22 protein-coding genes are annotated in these 20725 nt (G+C 63.5%); 17 read left to right on the top strand and 5 right to left on the bottom strand.

Annotated elements, in window-relative coordinates:
* Nucleotides 1–190: 190 nt before the first annotated feature.
* Genes cobJ through cobG form a run of 4 tightly spaced genes read right to left on the bottom strand, consistent with a single transcriptional unit; the run spans nt 191 to nt 4524 of the window.
* Complete coding sequence (gene cobJ / locus C4J89_RS03065) at nt 191–1828, bottom strand: precorrin-3B C(17)-methyltransferase (RefSeq protein WP_124413727.1); 1638 nt, start codon at nt 1826–1828, stop codon at nt 191–193.
* Nucleotides 1828–2559, bottom strand: a complete 732-nt coding sequence (locus tag C4J89_RS03060; protein ID WP_124361087.1) for a precorrin-2 C(20)-methyltransferase — start codon at nt 2557–2559, stop codon at nt 1828–1830. Before C4J89_RS03060 ends, cobJ begins: the two co-directional genes overlap by 1 nt.
* Nucleotides 2559–3185, bottom strand: coding sequence for a precorrin-8X methylmutase (locus tag C4J89_RS03055; RefSeq protein WP_124361086.1), 627 nt, complete (start codon nt 3183–3185; stop codon nt 2559–2561). The genes C4J89_RS03060 and C4J89_RS03055 overlap by 1 nt, the downstream gene beginning before the upstream one ends.
* Nucleotides 3178–4524, bottom strand: a complete 1347-nt coding sequence (cobG, locus tag C4J89_RS03050) for a precorrin-3B synthase (protein ID WP_124413726.1) — start codon at nt 4522–4524, stop codon at nt 3178–3180. Before cobG ends, C4J89_RS03055 begins: the two co-directional genes overlap by 8 nt.
* Before the next feature lie 38 nt (nt 4525–4562).
* On the opposite strand from cobG, the gene cbiE reads away from it, so the two are divergent.
* On the top strand, nt 4563–5768 hold the full coding sequence (gene cbiE / locus C4J89_RS03045) for a precorrin-6y C5,15-methyltransferase (decarboxylating) subunit CbiE (RefSeq protein WP_124413725.1): 1206 nt from the start codon (nt 4563–4565) through the stop codon (nt 5766–5768).
* Nucleotides 5765–6484 carry a cobalt-precorrin-6A reductase gene (locus tag C4J89_RS03040; RefSeq protein WP_124413724.1) on the top strand — a complete coding sequence of 240 codons (720 nt, stop codon included), beginning with the start codon at nt 5765–5767 and terminating at the stop codon, nt 6482–6484. Before cbiE ends, C4J89_RS03040 begins: the two co-directional genes overlap by 4 nt.
* Before the next feature lie 118 nt (nt 6485–6602).
* Here C4J89_RS03040 and C4J89_RS03035 read toward each other — a convergent pair whose 3' ends face one another.
* Nucleotides 6603–6851, bottom strand: coding sequence for a DUF6124 family protein (locus tag C4J89_RS03035; protein WP_124361082.1), 249 nt, complete (start codon nt 6849–6851; stop codon nt 6603–6605).
* Between the two features lie 570 nt (nt 6852–7421).
* Between C4J89_RS03035 and C4J89_RS03030 the strand changes: the two genes are divergently transcribed.
* From C4J89_RS03030 to C4J89_RS02960, 15 genes are all read left to right on the top strand, one after another.
* Nucleotides 7422–7724, top strand: coding sequence for a type II toxin-antitoxin system RelE/ParE family toxin (locus C4J89_RS03030; RefSeq protein ID WP_124415989.1), 303 nt, complete (start codon nt 7422–7424; stop codon nt 7722–7724).
* 3 nt (nt 7725–7727) lie between these two features.
* Nucleotides 7728–8015 (top strand): addiction module antidote protein, encoded by a 288-nt coding sequence (locus tag C4J89_RS03025; RefSeq protein ID WP_124413723.1) that lies wholly within the window; start codon nt 7728–7730, stop codon nt 8013–8015.
* Nucleotides 8016–8112: 97 nt separating this feature from the next.
* Nucleotides 8113–8505 carry a DUF2946 domain-containing protein gene (locus C4J89_RS03020; protein WP_124413722.1) on the top strand — a complete coding sequence of 131 codons (393 nt, stop codon included), beginning with the start codon at nt 8113–8115 and terminating at the stop codon, nt 8503–8505.
* 47 nt (nt 8506–8552) lie between these two features.
* A complete protein-coding gene (locus tag C4J89_RS03015; protein ID WP_124413721.1) occupies nt 8553–9035 on the top strand; it encodes a copper chaperone PCu(A)C in 483 nt (160 codons plus the stop codon).
* Nucleotides 9036–9045: 10 nt separating this feature from the next.
* The gene (locus tag C4J89_RS03010; protein WP_124413720.1) at nt 9046–9435 is read left to right on the top strand and encodes a DUF2946 domain-containing protein; all 390 of its coding nucleotides are present in this window, start codon (nt 9046–9048) and stop codon (nt 9433–9435) included.
* Nucleotides 9436–9528: 93 nt separating this feature from the next.
* On the top strand, nt 9529–11589 hold the full coding sequence (locus tag C4J89_RS03005) for a TonB-dependent copper receptor (protein WP_124413719.1): 2061 nt from the start codon (nt 9529–9531) through the stop codon (nt 11587–11589).
* A 155-nt stretch (nt 11590–11744) separates the two neighbouring features.
* Nucleotides 11745–13106: a PepSY domain-containing protein gene (locus tag C4J89_RS03000; RefSeq protein WP_124413718.1), complete on the top strand. Its 1362-nt coding sequence runs from the start codon at nt 11745–11747 to the stop codon at nt 13104–13106.
* 196 nt (nt 13107–13302) lie between these two features.
* Complete coding sequence (gene urtA, locus C4J89_RS02995) at nt 13303–14568, top strand: urea ABC transporter substrate-binding protein (protein ID WP_124361074.1); 1266 nt, start codon at nt 13303–13305, stop codon at nt 14566–14568.
* 136 nt (nt 14569–14704) lie between these two features.
* A complete protein-coding gene (urtB, locus tag C4J89_RS02990; protein ID WP_124413717.1) occupies nt 14705–16207 on the top strand; it encodes an urea ABC transporter permease subunit UrtB in 1503 nt (500 codons plus the stop codon).
* Nucleotides 16207–17274, top strand: a complete 1068-nt coding sequence (gene urtC / locus C4J89_RS02985) for an urea ABC transporter permease subunit UrtC (RefSeq protein ID WP_124413716.1) — start codon at nt 16207–16209, stop codon at nt 17272–17274. Before urtB ends, urtC begins: the two co-directional genes overlap by 1 nt.
* Nucleotides 17271–18104, top strand: coding sequence for an urea ABC transporter ATP-binding protein UrtD (gene urtD / locus C4J89_RS02980; protein WP_164487586.1), 834 nt, complete (start codon nt 17271–17273; stop codon nt 18102–18104). Before urtC ends, urtD begins: the two co-directional genes overlap by 4 nt.
* 77 nt (nt 18105–18181) lie before the next feature.
* Entirely contained in the window at nt 18182–18880 is a 699-nt protein-coding gene (gene urtE, locus C4J89_RS02975) for an urea ABC transporter ATP-binding subunit UrtE (RefSeq protein WP_124413714.1), read from the top strand.
* 31 nt (nt 18881–18911) lie between these two features.
* Nucleotides 18912–19751: an urease accessory protein UreD gene (locus tag C4J89_RS02970; protein WP_124413713.1), complete on the top strand. Its 840-nt coding sequence runs from the start codon at nt 18912–18914 to the stop codon at nt 19749–19751.
* Between the two features lie 144 nt (nt 19752–19895).
* On the top strand, nt 19896–20198 hold the full coding sequence (gene ureA, locus C4J89_RS02965) for an urease subunit gamma (protein ID WP_003171437.1): 303 nt from the start codon (nt 19896–19898) through the stop codon (nt 20196–20198).
* Between the two features lie 9 nt (nt 20199–20207).
* Nucleotides 20208–20720, top strand: a complete 513-nt coding sequence (locus C4J89_RS02960) for a GNAT family N-acetyltransferase (RefSeq protein WP_124413712.1) — start codon at nt 20208–20210, stop codon at nt 20718–20720.
* Nucleotides 20721–20725: the final 5 nt, after the last annotated feature.

Below are 20725 nucleotides of genomic sequence, written 5' to 3'. Positions count from 1 at the left end.
GTCCACTGACCGACAGGCTTTCCAGACGACAAACATCCCTTGGCGCGGCTCGGCTAAGCGCGCCGTCCAGCAATAGCGCGGCATGCACGAAGGGCTTCATGGTTTCGCCGTGAAAAAAAGAAAAAGCCCCGGACGACTACAGGAAAATCCTTGAGTCATTCGGAGCTTTCGGACCACCGCCGAGGTGTTTTCAGGAGGCGGGTTTACCGCCGTACCAGCGCGGTGTGTACACCCACTCCCCGCCGCCGGCACGCGCAAAGGTGCAGGTGGTGGACGAGCCGACCAGCACCATGGTGCGCATATCCACCTGGTCCGGGGTGAGCTGGCCCAGCGTGGTGACGCGCAGTGTCTGGCCGGGGCGACCGATATCACGGCCCAGTACCACCGGTGTTTCAGGCGTGCGGTGCTGCGCGACGATCTCCAGCGCACGCCCCAGTTGCCACGGGCGCGCACGGGAAATCGGGTTGTAGAACGCCAGCGCCAGGTCGGCCTGGGACGCGAGCTCCAGACGCTTTTCGATGATCGACCAGGGCTTGAGGTTATCCGACAGCGACATCACACAGAAATCATGCCCCAGCGGCGCGCCCGCCTGGGCAGCGGTGGCCAGGGAAGCCGAGACGCCAGGCAGGATCTGCAGGTCGACCTGATGCCAGGCTGGGTCACTGGACTCATGCAACGCCTCGATCACCGCAGCGGCCATGGCGAATACACCGGGGTCGCCAGACGACACCACCACCACCGAGCGCCCTTGGGCGGCCAGTTCGAAGGCGTGACGTGCGCGTTGCATTTCTTCGCGGTTGTCCGTGCAATGCTGCACCTGGTCGTCACGGAACGGCCCGGCCATGCGCACGTAGGTTTCGTAGCCCAGCACATCGGTGCAGCGCGCCAACTCGGCCTTGACGGCCGGCACCATCAAGTCAGCGGCGCCAGGGCCAAGGCCGATCACGGCGAGACGGCCACGCGGGCGGCCTACCTGTGACACATCCACCGGCTGCTCGGCCACGCTGAGGGTGATGTCCGCGTGCGGCTCAAGCTTGGCAAACCGCAGCGGCACACCCAACTCCGACGCGGCCTCATGCAACGAGGCTTCGGCCATCTGCGTGTCGCTCGCCAGCAGGCACGCCAGCGCTTGCACGGCAACGCCCGCCTCCTGCAAGGCCGTGCGCACACGTGCCGCCAGGTGCGCACCGGGCTTGCAGGTGACGCACACCGTCTTCGGGTAGATCAGCAATTCGTTGGCGGCAGGCGTACGCTCGGCACTGCCCACATGAATCGCCAGGCGTGCCTGCGGATCCTGCGGCAAATTGGCCTGCTCCAGCCAGGGCGCCGCGCCTTCGATGCGCACGCTTTCACCGGCCAGCAGGTCCGAGACAAAGCGCTTGCCCAGCTCCAGGTCCGCCAACGCATAGCCCGTGGGCGGGTTGAGCAGGCAGGTGCCGAACCGCAACTCGCCACTGGTGGTGATCGCCGCTGCCACGCCCAACGCGGCGGCAATCTCCCGCGCCATCACATTCACGCCGCCCAGGCCGCCCAGTAGCGGCACCACGGCGCTGCCGTCTTCGGCGACGGCCAGCACGGCCGGCTCCGCGCCTTTTTCGAGCAAGAGCGGCGCGAGGGTGCGGATGACGATACCGGCGGCGCACAGCGCAATCAGCGGCGTGCCTTGCTGGTAGAGCTGGCGCAGGGTGGCGCCGAATTCGCTGTAGCGTTGGTCTGCACCCTCAACCCGACCGTCCAGGCCATGGATCAGCGCAGCCGGGTAAAGTTGCTGGATCCTGCGCGCGGTCGCCAGGCTGCCCTGGCCCAGAATGACAATCGCCGGGCTCATCAACCTTGCCACCGTTCACCGGGCACGATGATCAACGAGAAATACGGCGACGACATCGGCTCCACCTGATCCAGCGGCACAATTTTCTGATTGGCCATAGTGGCGCGCTCCACGTACAGCGCGCGCCCGGCCAGACCGAGTTCTTCCAATACCTGGCGCACCTTGGGAAAGTTGCGCCCCAGCTTCATGATCACCGCCGCATCCGCATCCGCCAGCCGGCGTTTTAGGTCATCGTGGGGCAACACGCCAGAGAGCACCGACAGGCTCTGATTGCGATACACCAGCGGCGCGCCCAATACCGAAGCACCGCCCAGCATCGAACACACGCCCGGGATGACCTGCGCCTCATAGCGTTCGGCGAGGCGGTCATGCAGGTACATGTAGGAGCCGTAGAAGAACGGGTCGCCTTCGCAGATCACCGCCACATCGCGGCCGGCATCCAGGTGCGCGGCCACGTCGACGCTGGCCGTGTCGTAGAAATCGCTGATCACTTGCTCATAGGACAGCGGCGCCGGCAGCGCCTCGGTGGTCACCGGGTACACCAGCGGCATCAGGGTTTGCTGGGGCACCAGGTGGTCTTCGATGATGCCGAAGGCATTGCCCTTCTTGCCCTTGGCCACGAAGTACGCCACCACCGGCGATTCGCGCAGCAGGCGCAGGGCCTTGAGGGTGATCAGTTCCGGGTCGCCGGGGCCTACACCCAGGCCGATCAGACGTCCGCGTGCAGGCATTATTCAACCTCCGTGGCGAGCGCATTGACGGCGGCGGCGGCCATGGCGCTGCCACCCAGGCGGCCCTGCATGATCACGAACGGCACACCCCGGCTGTCGGCGGCGAGCATCGCCTTGGATTCGGCGGCACCGACGAAACCCACCGGAAAACCAAGGATCAACGCCGGTTTCGGCGCGCCGGCGTCGAGCATTTCCAACAGGTAGAACAAGGCGGTCGGTGCGTTGCCGATCACTACCACGCTGCCGGCCAAATGCGGGCGCCAAAGTTCCAGGGCAGCGGCGGAGCGTGTGTTGCCAAGCTCGCGCGCCAGCTCCGGCACGCTGTCGTCACGCAGGGTGCAGATCACCTTGTTGTTGGCCGGCAGGCGCGCACGGGTCACGCCTTCGGAGACCATCCGCGCATCGCATAAAATCGGTGCGCCCGCCGCGAGCGCGTCGCGCCCGGCCTTGCCTGCGCCGTCGGAAAATTGCAGGCCGTCGATGGCCTCGACCATGCCGCATGCATGAATCACCCGCACCGCGAGTTTCTCCAGATCCGCCGGGATACGCGCCAGGTTCGCCTCCGCGCGAATGATGGCGAAGGAGTTGCGATAGATCTCCTGACCGTCGCGGATGTAATCAATCATCGGTGTTGCTCCGTGGGCGAGCGCGCAGCAAGGCGCCCGCCGCGTCAATAGAAAGAGTGCGCGCGTGCAGCCGGCCAAAACCTGGATGAGCAGCGTCGCGAAAATAGAGGTCGTAGTGGCCGGGGCTCACCGCCAGCAAGGTGACCGGCGCAGTGTGTGCGGCGGCGCAGGAGCGCGGGCAGCCGGACAAGTGAACAGCGTGACCCGGTCGCAGGCCGGCCAATTGCACGGCGTCGGTTTTGGTATCCGACAAGCCTTTGCCGCAGCCGCTGGAACCGGTGCAGGCGATCAGGCGCGCCAGGGGTTGGTCGGCGGCGCAGAGAAAGCCCAGTTGCACCAACTGTTCGGTCACCACGCCTGGCTGTGTGAGGTTAGGCAGCAGCACGCCCTGCCAAGGGGTGAACCGCAAGGTGGCGTCGCCATACTCGCAGGCCAGCTGTGCGGCGCCCTTGAGCATCGCCGAATCCAGGCGGCCCAATGGCGCGGCGGCGGTGACATAGAACCGGTCTTGCTGGCGCTGTGGATAACTGCCCAGATGGCCCGAAGCGCTGCTGGCCGGGCGGTTGAAGCCATCCGCAGGCAGTAGCGGCAGGCGCAGGCGGCTCAGTAAGTTATCCACAGCCAGATGGCGCATGCGCGTTTGTTCCGGCGTGGCCAGGTCGAGAAAGGCTTCGAGCACGGCCACCACCAGCGCATGGCCTTGGTCCAAGCGCACAGCGGCCAACGGTGCATTCAGGCCAGGACAGCCGGCCAGGCCGAACGCGAGCAGGGTTTCACCCGCCTGTTCGAAGGCCGACAGCCACAGATCGTGATGATGTTCGAGCATCGCCAAGGCCTCGAAGCCATCCAGCTGCACGGCGAATTTGGCCGACAGCTCATGAAAGCGTGGATGGTTTTCCAGGGTGGCGAGGATCTGCCCGGCCAGGGGGCGTGTGTCGAACAGCATCTGTGGGTCGATGCCGGCGCTGGGGCTGAGCATCAGGTTGCGCACGTCATCACCGCCCGCATTGCTCGGGCCGAGGCCTGCCGCCAGCAGCATCGCGATCAAGGCCTCCTGCTCGGCGCCGATCCCGCGAATCTGCAGGTTGGCGCGGTTGGTCGCCTCGATCACCCCGCCCGCGTACGCCTGGGCAGCGTCCGCCACGGCGTTGGCCTGGGCCGCGGTGATCGAGCCACCGGCCAGTTTGATCCGACAAATACCGCCGTCCAACGCCTGGACGATGCGCAACAACCCCGGACAAGCCGAGGGGCGCAAGGTATTCAGAGCGGGCGTTGGCTTCACGGGGCTTCCGGTTGACGGGTAAAGGCGCGGTATTATGCCTGCTTTGTCCGACGGCATGAAAAGCCTGCCCGTCGGATGTCGCTCAAGGAATTGATATGTCGCCCTGGCTGACGGTAATAGGCATCGGTGAAGACGGCTTCAAGGGCCTGGGCAGAAACGCCCGGCACGCCTTGTTGCGCGCCACGCGGATTATAGGGGCGCAGCGCCAGTTGGACCTGCTGCCGGTGTGCATTCGCGGTGAGCGCGAGTTGTGGCCGAGCCCGTTCTCCCTGGAACCGGTACTGGCGCGGCGCGGAGAACCGGTGTGCGTATTGGCCAGTGGCGATCCGATGTTCTATGGCGTGGGCGCCAGCCTGGCGCGACAGATTGCGGCGCAAGAGTTGCTGATTGTGCCCGCGCCGTCGTCGGTATCCCTTGCAGCCGCGCGTTTGGGCTGGCCGTTACAGGACGTGGTGACGTTATCCGTGGTGGCTCGGCCCGTCGCGGCAATCAACGCGCATCTGGCCAGCGGTGTGCGTTTGTTAGTGCTGAGTAATGACGGTGGCAGCCCTGCGTTGATCGCGGCTGTGTTGACCGAGGCAGGGTTCGGGCCGAGCCGATTGAGCGTGTTTGAACACTTGGGCGGGGCGAGTGAGCGACGTATCGACGGCCTGGCCGAGGATTGGCAGCACCACTCGGCCGCCGATCTGAACCTGGTCGCCATCGAGTGCCTGGCCTCGCCCGACACGCCACGCCTGTCGCGCCTGGCAGGCTTGCCGGATAGCGCCTTTAAGCACGACGGCCAACTGACCAAGCGCGATGTGCGCGCCATGACCCTCGCGCGCCTGGCCCCCATGCCGGGCGAGCTGCTGTGGGATGTAGGTGCGGGCAGCGGTTCCATCGGTATCGAATGGATGCGCACTCATCCCAGTTGCCGCGCACTGGCGATTGAAGCCGACGCAGGCCGCCAAAACTTGATCGAACACAATCGCGACGCCCTCGGCGTGCCCGGCCTGCACCTGGTACGCGGCACCGCCCCGGACGCCTTGCATGGCTTGCCGACACCCGACGCCATCTTCATCGGCGGCGGCGTCACCCGCGACGGCGTGCTCGACAGCTGTTGGCAACAGCTGCGCCCCGGCGGTCGACTCGTCGCCAACGCCGTAACCCTGCAAAGTGAAATGACCCTGATGAACTGGCGCGCCGAGCATGGCGGCGAACTCACGCGCATCCATGTGGCCCAGGCCCAGCCGCTGGGCGAGTTCGATACCTGGCGCCAGGCATTGCCGATTACCTTGCTGGAAGTGGTCAAGCCGCTATGAAACGGATTCTGCTGCTGGGCGGCGTGACCGAAGCGCTGGCCATCGCGCGAACGTTAGGGCCGGAACATATCTACAGCCTGGCGGGCGTGGGACGTGTGCCGACCGATCTGACCTGCCAAGTGCGGGTCGGCGGTTACGGTGGCGCTGAGGGCTTGGCGCAGTTTGTTCAGGATGCGGGGATCAGCCTGATCCTCGACGCGACCCATCCTTATGCAGCGCAGATCAGCCAGAACGCGGCGCGGGCGGCGCAGTTGTGCGGTGTGCCCTGCTGGGCGTTGCGCCGACCGGCATGGCGGCCGCAGGCCGGTGACGATTGGCGTGAGGTCAGTGATTGGGCCGAGCTGACCGAAGCACTCAAACCGTTCAATCGTCCCCTCTTCACCTTGGGTCGCGAACCGTTGCAGCATCTCGACGAAATCCCCGCCGAACAGTTCTGGACGCTGCGCGCGCTGGAGGTGTATCCGGGCAATGCGCGCTGTGAAGTGATTGGCGCACGTGGGCCGTTCCTGATTGAAGACGAGCGTGCGCTGTTTGAACGGCACCGGATTGATGTGCTGATCAGCAAGAACAGTGGCAGCACAGCCACCGAGCCGAAGCTGGAAGTGGCGCGGGAACGGGGGGTGCCGGTGTTGGTGTTGAAGCGGCCGATGTTGGCGGCGGTGGATCGGGAGTTCATCACAGTGGCAGCGGCCTTAGAGGCCATCCACGCTCACTGAACCACACCGGTCCAATGTGGGAGGGGGCTTGCCCCCGAGTGCGGCGTGTCAGACACAGACTTATTGGCTGATCCACTGCAATCGGGGGCAAGCCCCCTCCCACATTTGGACTGGGTTATCAGCTGCCTGCCGCTGTGGCCTGCCCGACATCGTTCACACGATCAGCCAACAACTGCGCCAGCTCGATCAACTGCGCAACGCCCAGCAATTCCTCGCGTGGTGCGCCTTCCAGGTTAAAGGCAATGTCGCAACTCAGCGCATTGGCCGAGGCGAGTGTTTCGCTGAGGTTGACCAGCAGGTCTTCGGTGCTGATGCCGTCGGCCACGGTGAACAGCCGGATGGGGGGATTGGGGGTGGGTTTGATCATTGTGAAGCTCCTTAGGAAAGTGGAGCTGCCATTGATCGCCGCGACGCGATGGGGTGGCAGCTGTACGCAGGTTCGCGGACCGGACCTAAGGAAACCCGGCATACCCGAAGGTATCCCGCGCACAGCCGCCATAGCGCTGCACAGTAGACGATAAAAAAGCGCCAACTGAAAGCAGACGATGACGCTCAGCGTCCATAGAAATCCGAGCCGCGACGCCCGACCGCTGAGTTTGCAGCGGTGTACGGAGACTAGAGATTGAGTTTCCTAGAGACAACCTCAAATCCTTGTCGGAAATTTCTGTTTGAGCAGACGCAGAGCGTCCTGGGCGGCATTCCCACGCAGAGCGTGGGAACGATCGAACGCTTATTGGAAAAACTCTGGTTGTTTGTCTACGCCATCAATAAGTCGATTCATCTTACAAACCCTTCCGAACCCGCTGGCTGGCTCAGCCAAAACCCTGCGCTCTACCCTCCGCTCTCGCGGCTTTGCCTCAGCGCCCGCGATGGGGATGCACTGCCTTTGCAGCGCGTCGCAACTTGCCATCTTGTATCCCAAGAAATACGATCAAAGATGATTCGATTCAAGAGATCCGACGAGTTTCAGGAGTGGCTAGATTCGTCACGCGGCAGACCCGCCCGTGGTCGTGTGCTGGTCAGATTGGATAACGCGATGAGGGGCAATTTTGGAGACTGCGAAACCGTAGGGCATGGCGTATCGGAAATGCGCATCCACTATGGCCCAGGCTACCGGGTGTATTTCACGCGCATAGGTGAGCTGGTTTACCTGCTGTTGATAGGTGGCGATAAATCGACGCAAAAACGCGATATCCAGCGTGCAAAACACATTGCAGATCAATTTGGAAAGGAGCAGTGACTCATGACTCAATTTAAGGATTTTGACATAGCCGAGCATCTCAAGACCCCGGAGGACATGGCTGAATATCTTGAAGCCTCCTTCGAAGAAGATGCCGGTGACGGTGTGCTGATTCGTTCAGCTCTTAACAACATCGCCCGCGCCCAAGGCATGACGCAGGTAGCCCGCGATGCCGGCCTCGGACGAGAAAGTCTGTACAAAGCCCTCTCCAGCGCCGGCAATCCCGAGTTCGCGACTATCATGAAGGTCATGAAGGCGTTGGGCCTCAAGCTTCACGCCACGGCGATCTGATAGCACTGCGACACCAAACCACACCGCCCCTTTTTACTTATCCCCCCCGATCAGGCTAAATACCCGCCTGATCGTTTAACCCTACGGATTATCCGCCATGGCCCGTCAACGCTTTGCAATTGCCTGGATCGCCTGCCTTGCAGTGCTGTTCAATGCGTTTGCCATGCCGCTAGCCGGTGCGATGCAGCAGGTGGATGACCCGGTCAAGCGGTTGATGTGGGGCAGTTTCTGCTCTTCCAACGGCGCCAGCTTGAAGACGCTAGCCCTAAGCACGCTGGAGGTTCCCCCGGCGCCGGATGATCACTCTGCCATGCAGCATTGCTGGTGTTGCTCAGGTTCGGCATCGTGGGTAGCGTTGCCGGGGCATGTGCCGCAGCTGTATGTCACACGGTTCGAGGCCCTGCGCAGCCTGCCGGCGCCTGCACTGCAAAACCCCACGCCACGCCAGCAATGGCCGAGCCTCAACCCCCGCGCCTCTCCAACGGTCTGATCTGCTTCGCAAGTGAACTGCGTTTAGAACTGTTCTGGAGAACTGCCATGCTCAAATCTTCCCTGCTTCTGGCGGCGTTGCTGCTGCCGGTGTTCAGTGCCGCCAATGCCGATGACTACAAGGTCGGCGACCTGTTGGTCAGCGATCCCTGGTCCCAGGAATTGCCGCCGAATGCGCCCACCGTTGCGGCGTACTTCGTGATTCATAACACCGGCGCTTCCCCGGACCGCCTGCTCAGCGTCGAAACCAGCGTCGCCGAAAAAGCCGAGTTGCACGAGCATGTGATGCAAGGCGACCTGATGAAGATGCAACAAGTGCCCAGCGTCGCCGTGCCGGCCAAGGGCGAGCTGACCTTCGCGCCGATGGCTTACCACGTCATGCTGCTGGGCCTCAAGGACCGCAGCCTGTTGGCCGACGGCAAGCAGTTCCCGCTGACCCTGACCTTTGAGAAGGCCGGCAAGGTCGACGTGAACGTATCGGTGCAGAAAACGCCGCCGGTGGCCGCCCACGCGCATCAGCACGCCCAATAGGCTGACCTCGATGGGCGCCTCTCGCGCCAGGTTGTCTCCACGCCCACGCCTGATGCGTGGCAGTTGGATCAGCCTGTTCGCCATGCTGATGATCTTTATCGGCCCGCTGATTTCCCAAGCGATGCCGATGGATCATCACGCCGGTATGTCGATGGACATGCCGAGCTGCCATGGCGAGCCCAAGCCCACCAACCCCCCCGACGAGCACCACGTGCTCTGGGAAAAGTGCGGCTATTGCAGCCTGCTCTTCAGTTGCCCGGCCCTGCCCGGCGGCGTGTCCTTCATCGCCCTCGACGCCCCGCCGCCCGCCAACGCCCTTCCCCCCGCCCCGCGCCTGGGCCATGCCCGGCAAAGCATCTTCCCCGGCGCCCGCAGTCGCGCGCCGCCCATCGCCTCGTAAGCCCAACATCGCGTTACTTCACACCGGCCGACTTTAAACAGACAGCCGCAGGCTGCTGGCCGTGTCGTTTACGATTGATTGATGGAATTTTTCATGTCCAGGTTTTCTGCCGACACCCGTTTGGGGGTTGCCCCTGCTTTTGCCGTACTGTGCGGCGCACTGCTTGCTCCGCAGGCCCACGCGGACGAACACGAATTGAGCCCTACGGTGATCACCGCGATCGCCCCCAGCTCGCCACTCACCGTGGTCACCAACCCGAAAGACCCACGCCAGCCAGTGCCCGCCAGCGATGGTGGCGACTACCTCAAGACCATCCCCGGTTTCGCCCTGGTACGCAACGGCGGCACCAATGGCGACCCGGTGCTGCGCGGCATGTTCGGCTCGCGCCTGAATATCCTCACCAACGGAGGCATGATGCTCGGTGCCTGCCCAGGCCGGATGGATGCGCCCACCTCGTACATCTCGCCGGAAACCTACGACAAGCTCACCGTGATCAAGGGCCCGCAAACCGTGCTGTGGGGCCCCGGTGCGTCGGCCGGCACCGTGCTGTTCGAGCGTGAACCGGAACACTTCGGCGAGCTGGGCACGCGGCTCAACGCCAGCGTATTGGCCGGTTCCAACGGCCGTTTCGACAAGGTCATCGATGCCGCTGCCGGCGGGCCGCTGGGCTATGTGCGGGTGATCGGCAACCAGGCCCATGCCGACGATTACAAGGACGGCAACAACGACACGGTCGCGTCGCGCTATGACAAATGGAACGGCGACGTCGCTGTCGGCTTCACCCCCGACGCGGATACGCTGCTCGAGCTCACCGCCGGCCGTGGCGATGGCGAGGCACGTTACGCCGGGCGCGGCATGGACGGGTCGCAGTTCCTGCGCGAAAGCCTGGGGCTGCGCTTCGAGAAGTCCAACCTCGGCGAGGTGCTGGATAAGCTTGAGGCCCAGGTCTACTACAACTACGCCGACCACGTGATGGACAACTACAGCCTGCGCGTACCGTCCGGCACCGGCATGATGGCCGGGCCCATGGCCTCCAACGTCGACCGCCGCACCCTCGGTGCAAGGGTCAAGGCCACGTGGCGCTGGGCCGATGTGCAGTTGATCGGCGGCCTGGACGCGCAGACCAACGAACACCGCGCGCGCAGCAGCATGGGCGTCGACACCTACAAGGACCTGCCGCGCGACAAGGACGCCAACTTCCACAACTACGGCGTATTTGGCGAGCTGACCTGGTACGCCGCCGACCGCGACCGCCTGATCACCGGCGCACGCCTGGACCGCGCCTCGGCCAAGGATTTTCGCCAACGCACTGGCTCGGGAATGATGTCGCGCCCCAACCCGACCGCCGGCGACACCCGCGCCGATACCTTGCCGTCCGGCTTTGTGCGCTACGAGCACGACCTGGCGGACACCCCCACCACGCTGTATGCAGGCGTGGGTCACGCCGAACGCTTCCCGGATTACTGGGAGCTGTTTTCCCCCAACACCGGCGCGGTCGGCTCGGACAATGCCTTCGACGGCGTAAAGCCCGAGAAGACCACCCAGCTGGATGTCGGCGCGCAATACAAAACCGCCGACCTGCAAGCCTGGGCCTCGGCTTACGTCGGCCAGGTGCGCGACTTCATCCTGTTCGACTACCGGCCCGGCATGATGGGCACCACCTCCCAGGCGCGCAATGTCGACGCGCGCATCATGGGCGGTGAACTGGGTGCGGCCTACACACTGACGCAACACTGGAAAGCCGACGCCAGCCTCGCCTACGCCTGGGGCAAGAACAGCAGCGACGGCAAGGCACTGCCACAGATGCCGCCGCTGGATGCGCGCCTGGGCCTGACCTACAGCGAAGCTGATTGGAGCGCCGGGGCCTTGTGGCGCGTGGTCGCGGCGCAAAACCGTATCGACCCGAACAAGGGCAATGTGGTCGGCAAGGACTTCGACAAGAGCGGCGGCTTTGGTGTGTTCTCACTGAACGCGGCGTACCGCATCAATAAAAACTTCAAGGTCAGTACCGGTGTCGACAACCTATTCGGCAAGGCGTACGCCGAGCATTTGAACCTGGCCGGCAACGCCGGGTTCGGTTACCCGGCAAGCGACCCGCAAGCCATCAAGGAGCCGGGGCGCACCCTCTGGACCAAGGTGGATATGAGCTTCTAAAAGCATCGGGGGCAAGCCCCCTCCCACATTGGATCGGGTTCACAGATTGAGCCTTGTGAACACAGTCAAGTGTGGGAGGGGCGGTGCGACGATTCAACTTGCCCCCGATGGCGGTGTAACTGACACAAATAAACCAAAGCCTTGCGGAGCCCTCGATGACCACTCAAAAAATCTCCTTCTACAACCTGGCCTGGCGCTGGCACTTCTACGCCGGGCTCTTCGTCGCCCCCTTCATGGTGCTGCTGGCCCTGACCGGCATCATCTACCTGTTCAAACCCCAGCTCGATCCCCTGATGTACGGCGACCTGCTCAAAGTGCCCGCCGCCGCGCAGGCACTGAGCGCCGACGAGCAACTGCAACGGGCCAAGGCCGCTTACCCTCAGGCCGCGATCAGCAAATACCTGCCGCCCGCCGACGCCACCAGCAGCGCGCAGTTCGTGATGCAACACCAAGGCCGCGAAATCACTGTATTCGTTGACCCGTATCGCGGCACCGTGCTCGGTGAGCAGGACGCCAAGAACAACCTGCAAGCCATCGCCCGCGCCCTGCATGGCGAGCTGATGATCGGCACCACGGGTGACCGCCTGATTGAGCTCGCTGCCGGTTGGGGCGTGATGCTGGTGGTGTCCGGCCTGTACCTGTGGTGGCCGCGCGGTCAGTCATCGGCGGGCGTGTTATGGCCACGCCTGGGCAGCCGAGGACGGTTGTTCTGGCGCGACCTGCACGCCGTCGCCGGTTTCTGGGGCGCGGCATTCCTGCTGGTGATGCTGCTCAGCGGCATGACCTGGACAGGGTTCTGGGGCAAGCAATACGCCGACCTGTGGAACACCTTCCCGTCAGCGATGTGGAACAACGTGCCGCAATCGGACCAGCAGGCGCGCAGCCTCAATACCGCCAGCCAGCAAACCGTGCCCTGGGCGATGGAAAACACACCGATGCCGATGTCGGGCGATCATGCCGAACACATGAACCACGGCGCCATGCATGCAGGCCCCGCCGCGCCCATCGTCAGCCTGCAACAGGTGGTCGACCTGGCCACGGCGCGCCAGGTCGAGCCCGGTTACAGCATCACCTTCCCCACCACGGCCACGGGCGTGTTCACTGTCGCGGTGTTCGCCGACGACCCACGTAACGACGCCACGCTGCATGTGGACCAGTACACCGGCAAGGTGCTCGCCGACGTGCGCTGGGACCATTACAACGGCGTCGCACGCGCCACCGAAACCGGCGTGATGCTGCACGAAGGCAAGATGTTCGGCTGGGTCAACCAGCTGATCGTGCTGGTGATCTGCCTGATGATCCTGCTCAGCGCGGTGAGTGGCGTGGTGATCTGGTGGAAGCGTCGGCCGCAGGGCGGGCTGGGTGTGCCGCCCCTGCGTCATGATTTGCCCAGATGGAAAACCGCCATGGCGATCATGCTCGGCCTGGCAATCATTTTCCCGTTGGTGGGCGCTTCGCTGATCGTGGTGTGGGTGCTGGACCGCCTGCTCCTGTCTCGGGTCAGCGTCACCGCTTAGTAGTGGATTGCGCAACGCCCTGTTTTGAAGCTTGCCGTGCACTCCACAACGGAATGTGGCGCCATGCTGGTGCGCCACTGTGCCTGAGCGCCTCCCGAACCCGCCTGTAATCCTGTGCCTCGCGTAGCAGGCACAGCCCTTGCAAAGTCGTGTGTATCTGCCCAACAAAAACTATCGGTTTTACGGAGATCGCACCATGAAGCGTCGCAGCTTGATCAAGGCTTTCACTTTGTCGGCATCCATTGCCGCCATGGGCATGACCTGGACCCTCCAGGCCGCCGAGACCATCAAGGTCGGCATCCTGCACTCGTTGTCCGGGACCATGGCGATCTCCGAAACCTCGCTCAAGGACATGGCGCTGATGACCATCGACGAGATCAACGCCAAGGGCGGTGTGAACGGCAAAATGCTTGAGCCGGTGGTGGTCGACCCCGCGTCCAACTGGCCGCTGTTCGCTGAAAAAGGCCGCCAGTTGCTGACCCAGGACAAGGTCGCCGTGGTGTTCGGTTGCTGGACCTCGGTGTCGCGTAAATCGGTCTTGCCGGTGTTCGAAGAGCTCAACGGCCTACTGTTCTACCCGGTGCAATACGAAGGCGAAGAGATGTCGCCGAATGTGTTCTACACCGGCGCGGCGCCGAACCAGCAGGCGATCCCGGCGGTGGAGTACCTGATGAGCGAAGAAGGCGGCGGCGCCAAGCGCTTCTTCCTGCTGGGCACCGACTATGTGTACCCGCGCACCACCAACAAGATCCTGCGCTCGTTCCTGCATTCCAAAGGCGTGGCGGACAAAGACATCGAAGAGGTCTACACCCCGTTCGGCCACAGCGATTACCAGACCATCGTCGCCAACATCAAGAAGTTCTCCGCCGGCGGCAAGACCGCAGTGATTTCCACCGTGAACGGCGACTCCAACGTGCCGTTCTACAAGGAACTGGCCAACCAGGGCCTGAAGGCGACCGAGGTACCGGTAGTGGCGTTCTCCGTGGGTGAAGAAGAGCTACGCGGCATCGACACCAAGCCACTGGTGGGCAACCTCGCGGCCTGGAACTACTTCCAGTCGGTGGAGAACCCGGTGAACCAGAAGTTCGTGGCCGACTGGAAAGCCTACGCCAAGAAACACAACCTGCCAGGCGCAGACAAGGCCGTGACCAACGACCCGATGGAAGCCACCTACGTGGGCATCCACATGTGGGCGCAGGCGGCGGAAAAGGCCAAGTCCACCGATGTCGACAAAGTGCGTGAAGCCCTGGCCGGCCAGACCTTCGCCGCACCGTCCGGTTTCACCCTGACCATGGACAAGACCAACCACCACCTGCACAAGCCGGTGATGATCGGCGAAATCCAGGCTGACGGGCAGTTCTCGGTGGTGTGGCAGACCAATGAGCCGATCCGTGCACAACCGTGGAGCCCGTACATTCCGGGCAATGACAAAAAGCCCGATTACGCCGTGAAGAGCAACTAAGCCCCACCACAGGCCAAATGTGGGAGGGGGCTTGCTCCCGATAGCAGTGTGCCAGGCAATGCATCTGGCACTGAACCACCGCTATCGGGAGCAAGCCCCCTCCCACACTGTCCGTGCATGACTAGGACACTTGTTTATGCCCGCTGCCCTCAATCGCTATTTACTCGCCTTGCTGTTGTTGCTGCCTTTGGCCGCACACGCCAGCGATGCCGAAGACTTCATCAACGCCAACCCGGCGCAGCAAGCCAAGCGCCTTCAGGACTGGGCCGCCCAGCCAGACCCGGCGCGCATCGAACTGGTGGACGCCCTGCAACAAGGCCAACTCACCGTCAACGGTGAAACCAAGACCGTACGCCTGAACAACCGCCTGCGCGGCCTGATCGAGAATGTACAGGCCAGCCAGCGACTGCTCGCGGCCGATCCCAAGGTACGCCTTGATGCGGCGCGTACCCTGCAAAAAAGCGCGGTGCCGGCCCAGCTTAAATTCCTCGACCAGCAGCTCGCCACCGAGCCCGATGAGCAAGTGCACAGCGCCCTCAGCCTGGCCCTGGCCAACCTGCAATTGGTCGACAGCGACCCGGTGGTGCGCCTGGCCGCCGTGCGCTTGCTCGGCAGCACGGGCGACCCGTTGGCCCGCACGCGCCTGGAGACGTTGCTCGCGCCCGGCGTCGAAACCGATGCCACCGTGCACACCGCCGCCGAAACCAGCCTGGCCCAGGTCAAACGCAAATTGATGGTCGGGGAAATCCTCGGCCAAGCCTTCAGCGGCATGTCGCTGGGCTCGATTCTGCTGCTCGCGGCCCTGGGCCTGGCGATCACCTTCGGCCTGCTGGGGGTGATCAATATGGCCCACGGCGAAATGCTGATGCTCGGCGCCTATTCCACCTATGTCGTGCAGTTGCTGATGCAGCGCTACGTGCCCCAGGCCATCGAGTTCTACCCGCTGATCGCGCTGCCGGTGGCGTTCTTTGTCACGGCCGCCATCGGCATGGCGCTGGAGCGTACGGTGATTCGTCACCTGTATGGCCGCCCGCTGGAAACCCTGCTCGCCACCTGGGGCATCAGCCTGATGCTGATCCAACTGGTGCGGTTGGTATTCGGCGCACAGAACGTCGAAGTGTCCAACCCCGCCTGGCTGTCCGGGGGTATTCAGGTGCTGCCCAATCTTGTGCTGCCGTACAACCGCCTGGTGATCATTGCCTTTGCGCTGTTCGTGGTGCTGCTGACCTGGCTGTTGCTGAACAAGACGCGCCTGGGTCTCAACGTGCGCGCCGTCACCCAGAACCGCAACATGGCCGCCTGCTGCGGTGTGCCGACCGGGCGGGTGGACATGCTCGCCTTTGGCTTGGGCTCCGGCATCGCGGGGCTGGGCGGCGTCGCCCTGAGCCAGATCGGCAACGTCGGCCCGGACCTGGGCCAGAGCTACATCATCGACTCGTTCCTGGTGGTGGTGCTTGGCGGTGTGGGCCAGCTTGCCGGCAGCGTCACGGCGGCCTTCGGCCTGGGCATCGCCAACAAGATTCTTGAACCGCAGATCGGCGCCGTGCTCGGCAAGATCCTGATCCTCGCGCTGATCATTCTGTTTATCCAGAAACGCCCGCAAGGACTCTTCGCACTGAAAGGACGGGTGATCGACTGATGAACCAGCCATTGATGCTTACGGCCGCACAGAAAGCCGGCCCCAAGGTGACGATCACCGTCGGCGCGATCCTGCTCGCGGTGCTGCTGGCGCTGCCGTTGCTGTCGCTGTTGCCGGCGGAAAACGTCTTTCATATCTCCGCCTACACCTTGACGCTGGTGGGCAAGATCCTCTGCTATGCCATCGTCGCCCTGGCGCTCGACCTGGTGTGGGGCTACGCCGGGATGTTGTCCCTGGGCCACGGTTTGTTCTTCGCCCTAGGCGGTTATGCGATGGGCATGTACCTGATGCGCCAGGCGTCCGGCGATGCGTTGCCGGCGTTCATGACCTTTTTGTCGTGGACCGAATTGCCCTGGTACTGGGCGGGTACCCAACACTTCTGGTGGGCGCTGTGCCTGGTGGTGCTGGCGCCAGGGCTGCTGGCCCTGGTGTTCGGCTTCTTCGCCTTCCGCTCGCGGATCAAGGGCGTGTATTTCTCGATCATGACCCAGGCCCTGACCTTTGCCGGGATGCTGCTGTTCTTTCGCAACGAGACCGGGTTCGGCGGCAACAACGGCTTTACCAATTTCCGCAGCATCTTGGGCTTCGGCATCACCGAGCCGGGCACGCGGGCGGTGTTGTTCGTGGCCACGGTGCTGCTGCTGGTGACGAGCCTGTACCTCGGCTGGCGCCTGGCCCAGAGCAAGTTCGGCCGGGTGCTCACCGCGTTGCGTGATGCGGAAAACCGTCTGATGTTCTGCGGCTATGACCCGCGCGGCTTCAAGCTGTTCGTGTGGGTATTGAGCGCAGTGTTGTGCGGCTTGGCGGGGGCGTTGTATGTGCCGCAAGTGGGCATCATCAACCCCAGCGAAATGTCGCCGACCAACTCCATCGAAGCCGCCGTGTGGGTGGCCCTGGGCGGGCGCGGCACCTTGATCGGCCCGTTGCTCGGCGCCGGCGTGGTCAATGGCATGAAGAGCTGGTTCACCGTGGCCTTTCCGGAATACTGGCTGTTCTTCCTCGGGGCGTTGTTCATTCTCGTCACCCTGTACCTGCCCAAGGGCGTTATCGGCCTGCTGAAGAAATGAGGAACGTCATGCTTGAACCTATTTTCGACGCGGGCAGCGGCCGCGAGGCCATCGGTATCGGCCAGGCTGCGGGCAAAGGCCTGAACACCCGCCACGGCACCATCCTGACCCTGGAGGACATCAGCGTCAGCTTCGATGGCTTCAAGGCCTTGAACGACCTCAACCTGTACATCGGCGTCGGCGAGCTGCGCTGCATCATCGGCCCCAACGGTGCAGGCAAGACCACGCTGATGGATGTGATCACCGGCAAGACCCGGCCCAGCCACGGCAAGGCCTGGTTCGGCGAAACCCTGGACCTGACCGGCATGAGCGAAGTGCAGATCGCCCAGGCGGGTATCGGCCGCAAGTTCCAGAAACCCACGGTGTTCGAAGCCCTCACGGTGTTCGAAAACCTCGAGTTGGCGCAGAAGACCGACAAGTCCGTCTGGGCCAGCCTGCGCGCGCGCTTGAGCGGCGAACAGAAAGACCGCATCGATGAGGTGCTCGACACCATCCGCCTCACGGCCTCGGCACAGCGCGCGGCCGGGTTGCTGTCCCACGGGCAGAAGCAGTTCCTGGAGATCGGCATGCTGCTGATGCAGGACCCGCAACTGTTGCTGCTGGACGAACCGGTGGCGGGCATGACCGATGCCGAAACCGAATTCACCGCCGAACTGTTCAAGGGCCTGGCGGGCAAGCATTCGTTGATGGTGGTGGAGCACGACATGGGCTTTGTCGGCTCGATTGCCGACCACGTCACCGTGTTGCACCAGGGCAGCGTGTTGGCCGAGGGGTCGCTGGAGCAGGTGCAGGAAAATGAGCGGGTGATCGAGGTCTACCTCGGTCGCTGAGCGCGCTGATCGTTCCCACGCTCCGCGTGGGAATGCCGCCCTGGACGCTCCGCGTCGTTTCATTAGGAGGTTTGAGAATGCTGCAAGTCGACAAGCTGCACCAGTACTACGGCGGTAGCCATATCCTGCGCGGTCTGTCGTTTGACGTGCAGATCGGCGAAGTCACCTGCCTGCTCGGGCGTAATGGCGTGGGCAAGACCACCCTGCTCAAGTGCCTGATGGGCCTGCTGCCGGCCAAGGAAGGCGCGGTGAATTGGGAGGGCAAGCCGATCACCGGGTTCAAGCCGCATCAGCGCGTACATGCTGGCATTGCCTACGTGCCCCAGGGCCGGGAAATTTTCGGCCGGCTGACGGTGGAAGAAAACCTGCTGATGGGCCTTTCGCGCTTCCCCGGTGCCCAAGCCAAGGAAGTGCCGGCCTTTATCTACGAGCTGTTCCCGGTGTTGCTGCAGATGAAGCACCGGCGCGGAGGGGATTTGTCCGGCGGCCAGCAGCAACAGTTGGCCATCGGCCGCGCCTTGGCGAGTCGCCCGCGGTTGTTGATTCTCGATGAGCCCACCGAAGGCATTCAGCCCTCGGTGATCAAGGAAATCGGCGCGGTGATCAAGAAACTCGCGGCACGCGGTGACATGGCGATTCTCTTGGTGGAGCAGTTCTACGACTTCGCCGCTGAACTGGCCGACCAGTACCTGGTGATGTCCCGTGGAGAAATCGTGCAGCAGGGCCGGGGTGAAAATATGCAAAGCGAAGGTGTACGCGGGCTGGTAACCATCTAATCTGTAGCGTCCTAACGATAAGCACAAAACCATGAACCTGCCCGTTACCCCTGCCCTGTTCACCCCCAGCTGGCGCGCCGAGCTGGAACTCGGCTATGCGCGTTTCGGCGACACCACACGCCCGGTGCTGCGCCGCCACCTCGGCCCGCTGCGCGTGCAAAAACACCTGTACGCCGAAGGCCCCGAGGTGTGCCAGCACATCATCGTGCACCCGCCGGGCGGCATTGCCGGCGGTGATCGCCTCGACATCAGCGCGCAGGTTGCCCAAGGCGCCTGGGCGCAACTGACCAGCCCCGGCGCGGCCAAGTGGTACCGCGCCAGCGGCCCGGCGTTTCAACAGTTGAATTTGCGCGTGGAGGCCGGCGCGACCCTGGAGTGGCTGCCCCAGGAAACCATCGTATTCAGCGCTGCCCAGGCCGAACTCAGCACGCGCATCGACCTGCACGGCGATGCGCGGTTGTTCTACTGGGACGTGGTCGCCCTCGGGCGCCCGGCCAGCGGCGAGCGGTTCGACCTCGGCCACTTTCAATCGCACCTTGATATCCGTCGCGACGGCCAGTTGCTCTGGCATGAGCGCCAGCGCATTGTGGGCGGCGATGGGTTGCTGGATTCGCCTATCGGGCTGGATGGGCAACCGGTGTTTGCCACACTCCTGGTGACCGGTGAAATCGATGCTCAATTGCTCGAACACTGCCGCTCACTGCCCCACGCGGTGCGCGGCGATTTGACCCAACTGCCCGGTTTGCTGGTTGCGCGCTGCCTGGCCAGTGAAGCGCTGCTGGCGCGGGGATGGTTGATTGAATTGTGGCGGCTGTTGCGCCCCGCCGTATTGGGCCGCGAAGCGGTATCACCCAGAATCTGGAGCACATGAAGATCAAACTGTGGGAGGGGGCTTGCTCCCGATAGCTGAGTGTCAGGCAATGCATCTGCTACTGACCCACCGCTATCGGGAGCAAGCCCCCTCCCACACTTGATCTCCTTGTATTTATGAATGTATTTCACGACGGACTGAACCATGGATTTGACCCCACGGGAAAAAGACAAACTGCTGATCTTCACCGCCGGCCTGGTAGCCGAACGCCGCCTGGCGCGTGGGGTGAAGCTTAACTACCCGGAAACCATCGCCTATATTTCCGCCGCGCTGATGGAAGGCGCCCGCGATGGCCGCACCGTCGCCGACCTGATGCACTACGGCACGACCCTGCTCAGCCGTGAGCAAGTGATGGAAGGCATCCCGGAAATGATCCCGGACATCCAGGTGGAAGCCACCTTCCCGGACGGCACCAAGCTGGTCACCGTTCATCAACCCATTGCGTGAGGCGCGGCAATGATTCGTGATGCAACCGAGCAAGACCTGCCGGCAATCCGCGATATCTATAACGACGCGGTGTTGAACACCACGGCGATATGGAACGAACAACCGGTCGACCTGGCTAACCGCCAGGCGTGGTTCACTGCCCGCCAGGCCCAGGGCTATCCGATTCTGGTGGCCGTGGAAAACACCGAAGTCACCGGCTACGCCTCGTTCGGCGACTGGCGGCCCTTTGAAGGCTTTCGCTACAGCGTCGAGCACTCGGTGTACGTGCGCAACGACCAGCGCGGCAAGGGCCTCGGCCCGCGGTTGCTGCAGGCCCTGATCGAACGCGCGCGCAGCGGCGGCAAACAGGTAATGGTGGCGGCCATCGAAAGCGGCAATCTGGCCTCGATCCACCTGCATGAACGCCTGGGTTTCATCACCACCGGGCAGATGCCGCAAGTGGGTATCAAGTTCGGCCGCTGGCTCGACCTGACCTTTATGCAACTGGCCTTGAACCCGGGCGCCGAACCGCCCAAGGAGTGAGATCG

This window comes from Pseudomonas sp. R4-35-07 (assembly GCF_003852235.1).
Taxonomy (GTDB): Bacteria; Pseudomonadota; Gammaproteobacteria; order Pseudomonadales; family Pseudomonadaceae; genus Aquipseudomonas.
Note: the sequence above shows the minus strand (reverse complement) of the source record. Positions and strands in the feature narration are given on the sequence as shown.